Origin of the sequence: Aequorivita nionensis, assembly GCF_046352995.1 — a bacterium.
Lineage (GTDB): Bacteria > Bacteroidota > Bacteroidia > Flavobacteriales > Flavobacteriaceae > Aequorivita > Aequorivita nionensis.
The window spans coordinates 660374-673224 of the sequence record NZ_CP130281.1 but is presented as its reverse complement, the minus strand read 5'-3'; the positions used below and the strand labels follow the sequence as shown (position 1 = coordinate 673224).

The window sequence follows — 12851 nt, the reverse complement described above, 5'->3', positions numbered from 1 at the left end:
TTATTTTTAAAAATTGCAATAACAAGGCTTTCTTCCAAAGGCAAAAGTAACGGTTATTCCAGTAAATACGTACCAGTCATCGCTATTTGTATTGCCGAATTTTAGCCCTTCATCGCTTGCTAATCCTTTTACGGGGTTGCTTCCGTCCAGATCGTCAGTAAATGTATAGCGTGCGCCAATTTCAAAACCGAGCATTGCATTCTGACTAATGGTTGCTTTGTAGCCAATAACCATTGGTATTGCAACACTCAAAGCATTGTCATATTCAACAATTTGACCTGAAGCTTTTTTGCGTAATGCTGTGTAGCTAAACCCTGTGAGGCCGGTATATAGGTATGGAGTAGAAATTGATTTTTGAGCATGAACATCAAAGTCCCAAAAGGTGTATTCTAAACCAATTGATAATTCTTTTACAGTATTTTCAAAAGAATAACCGCGTTCCTTTCTGCGATTATTTGAACTTTTGGAGTCGTCTCCTTTTAATTTTGCCACCATTACCGAACCCCTAAATGCATGTCTTACGCTCCGATTCCATTTAAAAATTCCGCCCACGGCAAAACTATTTGGATTAATGTAGGTGGTGCTTCCAACATCACCTATGTAGTTGGCACCACCAATGATTCCGCCTATTTCGTAGGTTTGGGAATGTGCAAAAAACACGGTCGAGAGTATTAAAAATACAGTAGTGAAATACTTCATATACTTTAAAAGTTTGCAAATATAACAATAAACTTGGCTTGACATTGTTTGAAGCCAATTTGTCTCTGTTGATTAACAAATTTTGATGGATTTTATTGTTTAGTTCCGCTTGTCCTCGCCCCACAAAAGTTTTTTCCGAAGGGTTTTTATAAAGCTGTCATCGTGAAGTTGAAGTAATTTGATAGTGAAAGGCGCTTTTTTTATAATAATACTTGTTTCGTTTTCCAGTGTAGCTATTCGCGAGTCCATAGAAACTAAAAAGCTACTTTCCCTTCCCGAAACTTTTAAAGCGATGGTGCAGGAATCTGGTATTACCAAAGGTCTTGCGTTAAGATTATGCGGTGCAATAGGTGTGAGTACAATATTATTAGCCTCCGGGTCTATTACCGGTCCGCCGCAGCTCAATGAATAACCTGTAGAGCCAGTAGGAGTTGCAACAATAAGCCCGTCTGACCAATAAGAGGTGAGGTATTTGTCGTTTACTAGCGTTTCCACTTTAATCATGGAAGTTGTGTTCCGTCGGTTTACGGCTACTTCGTTTAAGGCAAAATTTAGCGGCTTTATTTCGTCGCTCTCCGGAAAAGTTTCCACTGTAAGTAAGCTCCTTTCAGAAATGGAATATTCGCCTTCCAAAATTTGGTTTAGGCTTTCCGTCATTTCCTCTTTTTGGATTGTGGCCAAAAAACCAAGTCTTCCTGTGTTTATTCCCACAATAGGAATGCCTAGATCCCTTACAAATGTTACGGCTTTCAAAATTGTTCCATCGCCACCAATGCTGAAAAAAAGATCGAAGCTGGAATCTAATTCAGTAAAAGTGGAGAATCCCGAGAAATTTTTCGTGATTTCCTGATTTTGGTTGATGATGCCCAAAAAATTTGCTTCTATAAGTACTTCTGCCTCTCTCTTCTGAAGTGCATCGAGCAACATCTGAATATAGATTTCAGAATTTTCGTGATAAAACTGGCCGTAGATACCTATTTTCATCAATTATATATTAAGGTATTTATCCAAATATTCGGAACGCTCTTTTAAATCCTCCAAAAATTTATCTTCTTCATGATGGCTAATAACGTTATAATTATATCTTCTAAAAGTCTGCACAATGCTGTTAAGTGCGGTGTGACCCACTTTTAATGTAACCTGAACCGTGTCATTTTCAATTTTTGAAATAAAGACACCAAATATTCGGGTTCCGTTAGATTCCACAATTTGGCATACTTCACTGAAAGAATAATCCTGGATTCCCTTTTCAACAACTATAATTCCGCCCGTTTCATTTAAAAATGGGGTGTTGTTGAAAAGACTCATGATGTCGCCCAATTCATAATATCCTAAATATTTGTTGTCCACACCCAAAACAGGCATTATGTTGCTGTTGTTTAAGGCGAAAGCTTCCAAAATATCCAGCCAATTGGTATCTTCCAAAACGTGGAAAGGCTCCAAAGCATATTGAAAATCACTAAGCAATTTTTTGTTGTCGAAACAATACGCATCGTTTTCTGAAACACAACCTATATAATGACCGTCCTTTTCAACGGGTACATGGGAATAGGTAAGCTGATTGAAAACGGTTTGCACATCTTTTATCTTCGCCGAAATGTCAAAGGGTTCAATATCGTTGATGATGTAATTCAAGGTTTCCATTGCAATCTATTTTTAATGCAAATTACTTAAAATAAAGGTTCAGTAAGCGCTGTAAGGTTTGTATTTTTGTTAATTCTAACACAAAGAAATGACAAAATTAAGCGTAAACATAAACAAAATTGCCACGTTGCGCAACGCGCGAGGCGGCAACGTGCCTGATTTGTTGCGGGTTGCAACAGATATTGAAAAATTTGGCGCACAAGGAATCACCATCCACCCTAGACCCGATGAACGCCACATTCGGTATCAAGATGCGTACGATTTAAAATCCATCGTTTCCACCGAATACAACATTGAGGGAAACCCGATGGATAATTTCACAAAGATGGTTTTGGAAATAAAACCCACCCAAGTTACCCTCGTTCCCGATGCTGTTGATGCAATTACTTCCAACGCAGGTTGGGATACTGTGAAGCACGCAGCTTATTTAAAGGAAATAATTTCTGAATTTAAACGAAACGGAATCCGCACTTCCATATTTGTAGATCCAACCTTAAAAATGATTGAAGGCGCCGCTGAAACCGGAACCGACAGAATAGAACTTTACACCGAAGAATTTGCAAAGCAATATTCCTTGGGAAATAAAGCAGCCATAAAACCATATACAGATTGTGCGGTTCTTGCGAACAAACTTGGCTTGGGCATCAACGCAGGCCACGATCTTTCTTTGGATAACATTAAGTTTTTCAAGGAAAACATCCCGAACCTTTTGGAAGTGAGCATTGGGCATGCGCTTATTTGTGAGGCGCTTTATGATGGGTTGGAGAAAGTGATTTCAGAATATTTAAAAAAGCTTAGCTAATGACTTTACACTCCCAAATACTCGGCTCCGGCAAACCCTTCGTAATCCTCCACGGCTTCCTCGGAATGAGCGATAACTGGAAAACACTTGGCAATCGTTGGGCTGAAGATGACTACGAAGTTCATCTTTTAGATCAGCGCAACCATGGCCGAAGCTTCCACAGCGATGAATTTTCCTATGAAATAATGGCGGAAGATTTAAAAAAGTATTGCCAAGAACACGATTTAAACGAAATAATACTGCTCGGCCATTCTATGGGCGGCAAGGTTGCGATGCAGTTTGCAGTAACACATCCTGGAATGGTTTCGAAATTGATTGTTGCCGATATTGGCCCTAAAGCATACCCGCCGCACCATCAAGATATTTTGAAAGCACTTTCAAAACTGGATTTCTCAAAAATAAAATCCCGTGGAGAAGCAGAGGATGTTCTTTCGGAATATATAAAAGACGAAGGCACAAAACTTTTTCTGCTCAAAAACCTTTACAGAAAAAGCAAAACCGAATTGGGGCTTCGTATAAATCTTCCCGTTCTTTCAAAAAAAATAGAGGAAGTAGGAGTGGCTCTTTCTGAGAATACAGTTTATGATGGCGACACACTTTTTTTAGGTGGTGAAAAAAGTGGGTATATTGAGCCAATGGACGAACTTTTGATTAAGAAACATTTCCCAAAAGCTAGAATCAAAACCATTTCAAACGCGGGACATTGGTTGCACGCAGAAAATCCCGATGAATTTTATGAAGCCTGCTTTAAATTTCTAGAATTACGTTAAATGTTTTTGGTTGTAATCACCATCAGCCTTTAAAAATAAAATAAAAAGAGACTAAATTGTTATGAATTTTTTATAATATTGTAAGAAGATTTCTTATGCACGCATAAGAAATTTAGAAAACATAATTCCTAACTTTTTTTAATCCTCAGAATTAACTCTAAAGAAATAACAATTATGAAGAAAGTAATACTACTTGCCGTTTTTGCACTCGCAAGCGCGGTTACTTATGCGGGCGGCTACCGTGTAAGTTTGCAAGGAAATAAGTCCTTGGCTATGGGCCACACGGGGGTCGCTGTTATAAACAGTAGCGAACTTGTGTTTTTTAATCCAGCTGGATTGGTCTATTTAGAAGATAAATTCAACGTCACTGCAGGTATGCATGGAGTGTTTTCAAACATTGCCTACCAAGATTCAGAAACTGGAGCTAATGCCCAGACTGATAGCCCAATGGGCACGCCATTCTATTTTTATGCATCATACAAAGCCACAGATTGGTTGGCTTTTGGCCTTGGTGTCTACACACCTTACGGAAGTTCCGTTGAATACGAAGACGACTGGGCTGGTTCGCATTTGGTGAACAATATTGATATACAGGCAATTTACTTCCAACCAACTGTTTCCTTTAAAATTAACGATAAGTTGAGTTTTGGTGGTGGTCCTATTTATGTAACTGGTTCTGTAAACTTTAACAGAAACCTAAACCGAACGCTTACCGATCTTGAAGGAAACCGTGCTAATGTTACCATAGATGCGTCTGGGGTTAGCAATTGGGGATGGGTGGCTAGTGCAATGTTCAATCCAACCGAAAATCTTCACATTGGTGCTACCTACCGTTCAGAAATTATTTTGGAAGCAGAAGATGGCGACGCCGACTTTTCAAATATTCCAAATTCACCGTTGACGCCTTTTGCTGATACTACTTTTGACGCCTCATTGCCCATGCCTGCTGAAATGACCGTGGGAATGTCCTATGAGTTTTGTGAAAGCTGGACCTTTGCTTTTGATTTCAACAGAACTTATTGGGATGTGTACAATTCCTTGGATATCGATTTTGCAAACCCCGTAATTCCAGATTCAAAAAACGCACGTAATTACAAGAATGCTTCCATCTATCGCTTCGGAATGCAGTATGACGCTACCAAGATGTTTACCTTAAGAGCCGGTTATTATTTTGACGAATCTCCCGTTCGTGAGGGCTATTTCGCACCTGAAACACCGCGGAACGACAGCAACAACTTTACTGCAGGTCTTACCGTGAATATTGGAGAGCACCTTCAGATAGATGCGTCCTTCCTGTATTCACACTTTAAGGAAGTGGATGCGTCCTATGACTATTACTTTGAGAATGGGGTAGCAGTTCCTTTTAAGGGAACCTACAAAACCAATGCTTTCGTTCCAGGATTGGGGCTTACTTATAAATTATAATCGAAAAAAATCTTAAAGATGAAAAATATACTTAAATATACATTCGCGCTTTTGGCTATTGGCTTTGTAAGCTGCGAACCCGAATTTGACAGCCCTGTAACCGATGACGGATTTTATACTAGTGGAACGGCAAATCTTTCAAAATACGTTTCTGTTGGTAACTCTTTAACTGCAGGATATGCTGATGGTGCTTTGTACATTACTGGTCAAAAAAACAGCTACCCAAACATTATGGCGCAACAATTTGCCTTTGCGGGCGGGGGAGAATTTTACCAACCTTTGATGAATGATAACATTGGTGGTTTATTATTAGGTGGAACTCAAATTACAGAGAATAGATTTGTATTGGCTGTAGATGCCGATGGAAACCCTGGCCCAGTTCGTTTGGTCGGAAATCCAACTACAGATATTACCAATCATTTACCTAGTACATATAACAACATGGGTGTTCCGGGAGCAAAGAGTTTTCATTTAGTTGCTCCAGGTTATGGGAATGTGGCTGGGGTGCCAACTGGCGCTGCCAACCCTTATTTTGCACGTTTTGCAAGTAGTGAATCTGCAACTGTTTTAGGTGATGCAGTGGCTCAAAACCCAACTTTTTTCAGTCTTTGGATTGGTAACAATGATATCTTGAGCTATGCCACTTCAGGCGGAGCAGGTGTTGACCAAACTGGAAATTTTGATCCGTCAACTTATGGGCCAAATGATATTACGGATCCAAACGTTTTTGCATCTGTTTATAGCCAACAAGTTGATGCTTTAACAGGAAGCGGTGCAAAGGGTGTTTTGGTGAATATTCCTGAAGTAACTTCAATTCCATATTTCACAACAGTTCCAAGAAATGCAATTCCTTTGGATGCGGCTACTGCTGGTGCATTAAATGCTCAGTTCAGCGCTTACAATACACAAATATTACCAGGATTAGTAGGGGTTGGTGTTATAACTCCTGAAGAAGCTGCTTTGCGAATGATTAATTTTTCTGCAGGTCAAAATTTCCCTATTATGACTGATGATGATTTAACAGATGTCACTGCAATTCTTCAAGGCCCGCCATTTAGTTTGCCAGCGCCATTAGCAACTCTATTAGGGCAACTTCGTCAGGTAAAATCTGATGATCTTATTGTTTTGACTGCTTCTTCTGTTTTGGGAACAACGCCAGATCCAAGCAACCCACAAGGTGTTATTGGTGTGTCAATACCGCTTAGCGATCAATATGTGTTAGCTGTTTCTGAGCAAACGCGCATTACAGCAGCTAGTATGGCATATAATGCAACTATCCAGGCACTTGCTGGCGCAAAAGGTTTAGCATATGTTGATGCAAAAACAGCATTAGCTAGAGTTGCAAATGGCGGTGTTGCTTATGATGGTGGCGTGCTTACGTCACAATTTGTAACTGGTGGTGCATTCTCTTTGGACGGTGTTCACCCAACGCCAAGAGGATATGCTTACACAGCAAATCTTATAATCAAAGCAATCAACGAAACTTATGATGCAACCATTCCAATGGTACACATCGGCAACTATGCAACCGTTACGCTTGCAAACAATTAATTTTTAGAGATTAAATTTGGAAAGAGCCGCTCTCATTTCTGAGGGCGGTTTTTTTATTATATTTACTTAAAGCTTATCTAAATTTTTTAATACTTCCCATATGAAACTAATAATTAAATTACTTCTTACAGCCGTAGCTGTTGTTGTTTTAGCAAAAATCCTTCCCGGTGTGGCTGTTGAAGGTTATGGCTCCGCAGTTATAGTTGCAATTGTCATTGCTTTGTTGCGATTGCTTGTTAAGCCAATATTGGTCATTTTAACCCTGCCGATAACCATTGTTACTTTTGGCCTTTTCCTACTTATAATCAATGCGATTATTATCTTAATGGCAGATTTCTTTGTGGGTGGTTTTGAAGTGGTTTCAATATGGTGGGCGTTACTTTTTAGTCTATTGCTTTCCCTTTTTCAGTCCATACTATTTTCACTTTTACCGGAAGATAAATAATTGGCTGAATAACAGTTTGTAAATGTTTGTTGGGTTTTGCAAAAAACCGTACTTTTGCATCCCGAAATTCAGAAGAGAAAAAATGAACATTACAAAAAAAGACATTGATAAACTGAATGCTGTCCTTACAGTTGAGGTTTCAAAGGAAGACTATTCAGGCAACGTTGAAAAAGTGCTGAATAATTACAGAAAAACAGCAAATATTCCAGGCTTCAGAAAAGGTCATATCCCAATGGGAATGGTTAAAAAACAATACGGAAAAGCCGTTTTGGTTGAAGAAGTTAACAAGGTTTTGCAAGAAGCACTTCACAAATTTCTTACCGAAGAAAAATTGGACATTCTTGGGAATCCGCTTCCGAAGAACGAATCTGAAATAAATTGGGATGCCGATGATTATTCGTTTGAATTTGAATTGGGGCTTGCTCCAGAATTCAACGTTGACGTAAAAGGAAAGGAAGTGCTGCAATATAAAATTGTTGCGGACGATGAAATGTTGAACAATCAAGTAAAGACTATCCGCAAGCAATACGGAAAATTGATTTCCAAAAAAGAAGTTGAAAAAGGCGATGAAATTACCGGAACTTTTACTTCAACTGAAAAAGAAATCGAAAAGAAAACTACCCTTTCCACAGATGAAATTGCAGGTAAAAAACAATTGGAAAGCCTAATCGGCGCAAAAGTTGGCGATACAGTTATTTTGAAAACAAAAGGAATGTTCGCCGATGATCACGACAACCAAAAATATTTAGGCGTTGCCCACGACGATGCGCACGGTCTGGATATTGAGGTTTCCTTCAAAATTGAAGAAGTGAACAAACGTGAAATGGCCGAATTGAACCAAGAGTTGTTTGACAAATTGTTTGGTGAGGCGAAGGTTACTTCAGAAAAAGAATTGAAAGAAAAAATAAAAGAGGACGCAGAAGGACAATTTGCACAGCAAAGCGACCAAAAATTGTTGAACGATGTGGTTGAATCATTGATTGAAAACACAAAATTCGATCTTCCAAAGGAGTTTTTACAAAGATGGATCGCAATGAGTGGCGAAAAGAGACTTTCCGAAGAAGATGCAAAAGCCGAATACGAAAGAAGCGAAAAAGGACTTCGCTACCAATTGATTGAAGGGAAACTTCGCGCGGAGAACAAGTTGCATGTTACTTTTGAAGAGTTGAAGGACTATTCAAAAAATATGATAAAAGCACAAATGGCGCAGTTTGGACAAACCAATCCAACTGATGAGGAATTGGAATCCATTGCTGCCAGAATTCTTTCAAACAAAGAAGAAATAGAACGATTGAGCGAGCAATTGAACACAACAAAATTGCTAAACTTCTTTAAGGAAAACGCAAAATTGAAGACTAAAGAGGTTACTTACGATAAATTCATTAAAGAAGCCTACGCATAATTCAGCGAAGAAATAGTTATCTTTAGGCGTTGAATTATTTAATTTAACGCCTTTTTGATTTAAACCTTTTCCTGTTCAGGAAAGTAAACTTTATAATACGAACACACATTTATGAACTACAGTAAAGAATTTAGAAATTTTGCTATAAAAGATCAAGGAATCAACAATATGTATTATGACCAGATCATAAGCAGTATGTATCCAACAAACTTGACCCCAAATATTATTGAAGAACGTCAAATGAACGCAGTGGCGATGGACGTTTTTTCACGCTTGATGATGGACCGAATCATTTTTCTTGGTACCGGAATCAATGATCAAGTAGCAAATATTGTACAGGCACAATTGCTTTTTTTGGCAAGTACTGATGCCGCACGCGATATTCAAATTTACATAAACTCTCCTGGCGGAAGCGTTTACGCAGGCTTGGGAATTTATGATACCATGCAATTCATTAAGCCAGATGTTGCGACTATTTGCACAGGAATGGCAGCTTCCATGGCAGCCGTACTTTTATGCGCTGGTGAAAAAGGAAAACGAAGTGGTTTGACGCATTCAAGAGTGATGATCCACCAACCATTGGGCGGCGCGCAAGGGCAGGCGAGTGATATTGAAATTACTGCGCGCGAAATAATTACACTTAAAGAAGAGCTTTATAAAATTATAGCGAAACACTCTGGCCAAACCTATGAAAAGGTTTATGATGATAGTGATCGTGATTACTGGATGAAAGCCGACAAAGCTTTGGAATACGGAATGATTGATGAAATTTTGACTCGAAATTAAATAAAGAGTTTTTGAAAAAAAATAATATGTCGAAAGAAGATTTAGAATGTTCCTTTTGCGGCCGTAAAAAGTCGGAAACCAACTTGCTTATTGCCGGTTTGGACGCCCACATTTGCGACCGTTGCATTGAGCAGGCTCATGGAATTGTGGTAGAGGAGGCTTTGCATTCCGGCAATACGGAATTGTCCAAAGACTTAATGCTGAAGAAACCGAAGCTTATAAAAGCATTTTTGGACGAATATGTAATTGGGCAAGAATTCACAAAAAAAGTGATGTCCGTAGCCGTTTACAACCATTACAAACGTTTGCTGCAGCCAAAAAGCGATGACGATATTGAAATACAGAAAAGTAACATTATTATCGTTGGACAAACCGGAACCGGAAAAACATTGATCGCAAAAACCATTGCGAGAATGTTGAACGTTCCCTTGGCAATTGTGGACGCTACTGTTTTAACCGAAGCAGGTTACGTGGGCGAAGACGTTGAAAGTATTTTAACGCGTTTGTTGCAAGCCGCAGATTACAACCTCGAAAAAGCCGAAAACGGAATTGTTTTTATTGACGAGATTGATAAAATAGCCCGAAAAAGCGACAATCCTTCAATCACTCGCGATGTTAGTGGTGAAGGAGTTCAGCAAGCTTTATTGAAACTTTTGGAAGGAACAACCGTAAACGTTCCGCCAAAAGGAGGCAGAAAACATCCCGATCAAAAATTCATTGAGGTAAATACCGAAAATATTCTTTTCATCGCCGGTGGTGCTTTTGATGGTATTGAACGCCATATTTCAAAACGTTTGAATATGCAAGCTGTTGGTTTTACAGCTTCGGTAAAGGAAAACCAAATGGAGAAGGACAATATGCTTCGGTATATTATTCCAAAGGATTTAAAAGACTTCGGATTGATTCCTGAAATAATTGGTCGTCTTCCAGTGCTAACTTATATGAATCCTTTGGACAAGGAAACGCTTCGCGCAATTCTTACTGAGCCGAAAAACGCCATCATTAAACAATACAAAAAATTGTTTGAAATGGACGGAATTGACTTTGTGATTACTGAAGAAGCCTTAGATTTCATCGTAGGACAAGCAATTGACTACAAGCTTGGCGCCCGTGGTTTACGTTCGCTTTGCGAAGCAGTTTTGACCGATGCAATGTATGAAATGCCAGGCACTGATGAAAAAACTGTTCACGTTACGAAGGAATATGCTGAAGAAAAATTGAACAAATCAACCCTTAAAAAGTTGAAAGCAGTTTCATAAAAACTAAAACATTTATAAAAAGCAAAAACCCCGATAAAATCGGGGTTTTTTTATATGGATAAATTCAAATTTATGGTGTTGCGAGCAAAGTTTTGTTCTTGCTGTAAAGAATTTTATTCTGCATTTGTTCTTTTTTACTTTTCAAATTATAACCAGCTACCTCAGTTTCTTTTTTATTTACCGTTTGCGTGGTTGCGCAAGAAGAAAACAAAACTGTGAAACCTAAAAAGCATACTATAAAAAAAACCTGTTTCATTTTGAAATACTAATGATTTTATAGGTCAAAAGTACTTCGGAAGAAAAGCGCCCACAAAAGTTTTAGTTGAACTTACCAGTAAACTCGTTGAAATACAGTTTTTGAAAAAAGCAGTCGATAAAGTGTTTGAAATGCCCGATTTACAACACGTTACAAGCGTCCTTATTTTTAAAAACAAATCTAAAAATTACTGTTTAAACGTAAAAGTTCCTCCAAATAATCTCGGGTATTGGAAAGTCGCGGCACTTTATGTTGCCCCCCAAGTTTGTCATTTTCTTTTAGCCAATCATAGAAAAGTCGCTCTCGGGCGTGATGGATTTTTGGAGCATTTAAAGTGGTATTATTGAAACGTTTTGCCTCATAATCGCTATTCACTTCCTGCAAAGCTGAATCCAAAAGTTGGGTAAATGAATTTAAATCTTTGGGAGGTGATTTAAATTCTATAATCCATTCGTGCGCACCTTTTTCCTTTCCGTTCATAAAAATAGGCGCGGCTGTATAATCTACAATTTCTGCATTGGTAAGTTGTGAAACCTTGCGGAGTGCGGTTTCGGCATTTTCAATAATCAACTCTTCACCAAAAACGTTTATATGGTGTTTTGTGCGTCCAGTAACTTTTATTCTGTATGGATTGATTGAAGTAAAGCGAACCGTATCGCCTATTTTATAGCGCCAAAGCCCAGCATTCGTGGTAATTACCACCGCATAGTTTTTTCCTTCTTCAACCTCGCTAAGCGGAATTATACTTTCTTCAGGAGTACCGTAGCTATCCATCGGGATAAATTCATAAAAAATACCATAATCAAGCATTAGCAATAATTCCTTGTTTTCATTGCGGTCTTGAATAGCGAAAAAACCCTCCGAAGCATTGTAGATTTCATAATATCTGAAATCACTTTTAGGCAATAATTTATTGTACTGGTCAATGTATGGGTCAAAGTTTACGCCTCCGTGAAAATATACCTCCAGATTTGGCCAAACCTCAAAAAGGTTGCCTTTTCCAGTAGTTTCCATTACGTTGTTCATTAAAACCAACATCCATGAAGGTACGCCAGCAAGACTCGTTACATTTTCTTTGATGGTTTCGTTTACAATGGCCTGCATTTTTACTTCCCAATCGCCCAATAAAGAAATTTCATTACTGGGTGTACTGCTAAATTCTGCCCAAAAAGGCATATTATCAATCAAAATTGCTGAAAGATCACCAAAGACAGTCCCGTTTTCCTCGTACAATTGTTTGCTTCCGCCAAGCCGTAAACTCTTCCCAAGAAATAATTGTGCATCTGGGTTGTTGTTAAGATACATGCAAAGTAAATCCTTACTTGCTGCGTAATGGCAATCTTCCAAAGAATCGTTGGTAACGGGTATAAACTTGCTTTTTGCATTGGTGGTGCCGCTAGATTTTGCAAACCATTTTATAGGTGTTGGCCAAAAAATATTTGATTCTCCTCTGCGTGCACGTTCTATTCTCGGCTCGTTTTCTTCGTATGTTGTTATAGGAATTCGTTCCGCAAAATCGCGATAAGTTCTAATTGAAGAAAAATCATATTCCCGTCCAATCTCGGTATTTTTCGCTTTTTGGAGTAAATTGAAAAGTAGTTCTTCCTGAACCTCAATAGGGTACTTCAGAAAAAGGTCTATTTGGTGAAACCGTTTCTTTAAAAACCAAGAAGCAATGGAATTTACAATGGGGATTGGCATATTTTTCTGCTATCTTTATGCTATAAAAATAACGATTTTATAATTACGATTTCCTCTTTTTTGAAGTGATGTTTCCACAGTAATTCTTCGGAAAAGATTTCGGCACAACTA

12 protein-coding genes are annotated in these 12851 nt (G+C 38.5%); 8 read left to right on the top strand and 4 right to left on the bottom strand.

Translation table 11 applies throughout. The annotated features are described in order from the left end of the window. Window positions 1-6: 6 nt before the first annotated feature. From Q2U82_RS03090 to Q2U82_RS03080, 3 genes are all read right to left on the bottom strand, one after another. Window positions 7-699, bottom strand: a complete 693-nt coding sequence (locus Q2U82_RS03090) for a DUF6089 family protein (protein WP_410006262.1) — start codon at window positions 697-699, stop codon at window positions 7-9. A gap of 99 nt (window positions 700-798) precedes the next feature. Then, window positions 799-1683 carry an NAD kinase gene (locus Q2U82_RS03085; RefSeq protein ID WP_068761567.1) on the bottom strand — a complete coding sequence of 295 codons (885 nt, stop codon included), beginning with the start codon at window positions 1681-1683 and terminating at the stop codon, window positions 799-801. A 3-nt stretch (window positions 1684-1686) separates the two neighbouring features. Next, on the bottom strand, window positions 1687-2343 hold the full coding sequence (locus Q2U82_RS03080) for a CBS domain-containing protein (RefSeq protein WP_068761566.1): 657 nt from the start codon (window positions 2341-2343) through the stop codon (window positions 1687-1689). A gap of 88 nt (window positions 2344-2431) precedes the next feature. Here Q2U82_RS03080 and Q2U82_RS03075 point away from each other — a divergent pair, with 88 nt between their 5' ends. From Q2U82_RS03075 to clpX, 8 genes are all read left to right on the top strand, one after another. After that, entirely contained in the window at window positions 2432-3145 is a 714-nt protein-coding gene (locus Q2U82_RS03075) for a pyridoxine 5'-phosphate synthase (RefSeq protein ID WP_410006261.1), read from the top strand. Further along, a complete protein-coding gene (locus Q2U82_RS03070) occupies window positions 3145-3915 on the top strand; it encodes an alpha/beta fold hydrolase (RefSeq protein WP_410006260.1) in 771 nt (256 codons plus the stop codon). Before Q2U82_RS03075 ends, Q2U82_RS03070 begins: the two co-directional genes overlap by 1 nt. A 174-nt stretch (window positions 3916-4089) precedes the next feature. Continuing rightward, window positions 4090-5340: an OmpP1/FadL family transporter gene (locus Q2U82_RS03065; protein ID WP_410006259.1), complete on the top strand. Its 1251-nt coding sequence runs from the start codon at window positions 4090-4092 to the stop codon at window positions 5338-5340. An 18-nt stretch (window positions 5341-5358) separates the two neighbouring features. Next, window positions 5359-6891 (top strand): G-D-S-L family lipolytic protein, encoded by a 1533-nt coding sequence (locus Q2U82_RS03060; protein WP_410006258.1) that lies wholly within the window; start codon window positions 5359-5361, stop codon window positions 6889-6891. A 100-nt stretch (window positions 6892-6991) separates the two neighbouring features. Further along, on the top strand, window positions 6992-7336 hold the full coding sequence (locus Q2U82_RS03055; RefSeq protein ID WP_410006257.1) for a phage holin family protein: 345 nt from the start codon (window positions 6992-6994) through the stop codon (window positions 7334-7336). An 82-nt stretch (window positions 7337-7418) separates the two neighbouring features. Then, a complete protein-coding gene (gene tig / locus Q2U82_RS03050) occupies window positions 7419-8738 on the top strand; it encodes a trigger factor (protein WP_410006256.1) in 1320 nt (439 codons plus the stop codon). Window positions 8739-8849: 111 nt separating this feature from the next. After that, window positions 8850-9524 (top strand): ATP-dependent Clp endopeptidase proteolytic subunit ClpP, encoded by a 675-nt coding sequence (gene clpP, locus Q2U82_RS03045; protein WP_410006255.1) that lies wholly within the window; start codon window positions 8850-8852, stop codon window positions 9522-9524. Window positions 9525-9550: 26 nt separating this feature from the next. Next, window positions 9551-10783 carry an ATP-dependent Clp protease ATP-binding subunit ClpX gene (gene clpX / locus Q2U82_RS03040; protein WP_068761559.1) on the top strand — a complete coding sequence of 411 codons (1233 nt, stop codon included), beginning with the start codon at window positions 9551-9553 and terminating at the stop codon, window positions 10781-10783. A 436-nt stretch (window positions 10784-11219) separates the two neighbouring features. Here the strand turns inward: clpX and Q2U82_RS03035 are convergent, their stop codons facing one another. Continuing rightward, the gene (locus Q2U82_RS03035) at window positions 11220-12740 is read right to left on the bottom strand and encodes a GH3 auxin-responsive promoter family protein (RefSeq protein ID WP_410006254.1); all 1521 of its coding nucleotides are present in this window, start codon (window positions 12738-12740) and stop codon (window positions 11220-11222) included. Window positions 12741-12851 lie beyond the last annotated feature (111 nt).

What these genes read in the sequence shown, in the direction of transcription:
- Q2U82_RS03090 (WP_410006262.1), bottom strand. Translation starts at nt 699, where the DNA reads ATGAAGTATTTCACTACTGTATTTTTAATACTCTCGACCGTGTTTTTT.
- Q2U82_RS03085 (WP_068761567.1), bottom strand. Translation starts at nt 1,683, where the DNA reads ATGAAAATAGGTATCTACGGCCAGTTTTATCACGAAAATTCTGAAATC.
- Q2U82_RS03080 (WP_068761566.1), bottom strand. Translation starts at nt 2,343, where the DNA reads ATGGAAACCTTGAATTACATCATCAACGATATTGAACCCTTTGACATT.
- Q2U82_RS03075 (WP_410006261.1), top strand. Translation starts at nt 2,432, where the DNA reads ATGACAAAATTAAGCGTAAACATAAACAAAATTGCCACGTTGCGCAAC.
- Q2U82_RS03070 (WP_410006260.1), top strand. Translation starts at nt 3,145, where the DNA reads ATGACTTTACACTCCCAAATACTCGGCTCCGGCAAACCCTTCGTAATC.
- Q2U82_RS03065 (WP_410006259.1), top strand. Translation starts at nt 4,090, where the DNA reads ATGAAGAAAGTAATACTACTTGCCGTTTTTGCACTCGCAAGCGCGGTT.
- Q2U82_RS03060 (WP_410006258.1), top strand. Translation starts at nt 5,359, where the DNA reads ATGAAAAATATACTTAAATATACATTCGCGCTTTTGGCTATTGGCTTT.
- Q2U82_RS03055 (WP_410006257.1), top strand. Translation starts at nt 6,992, where the DNA reads ATGAAACTAATAATTAAATTACTTCTTACAGCCGTAGCTGTTGTTGTT.
- tig (WP_410006256.1), top strand. Translation starts at nt 7,419, where the DNA reads ATGAACATTACAAAAAAAGACATTGATAAACTGAATGCTGTCCTTACA.
- clpP (WP_410006255.1), top strand. Translation starts at nt 8,850, where the DNA reads ATGAACTACAGTAAAGAATTTAGAAATTTTGCTATAAAAGATCAAGGA.
- clpX (WP_068761559.1), top strand. Translation starts at nt 9,551, where the DNA reads ATGTCGAAAGAAGATTTAGAATGTTCCTTTTGCGGCCGTAAAAAGTCG.
- Q2U82_RS03035 (WP_410006254.1), bottom strand. Translation starts at nt 12,740, where the DNA reads ATGCCAATCCCCATTGTAAATTCCATTGCTTCTTGGTTTTTAAAGAAA.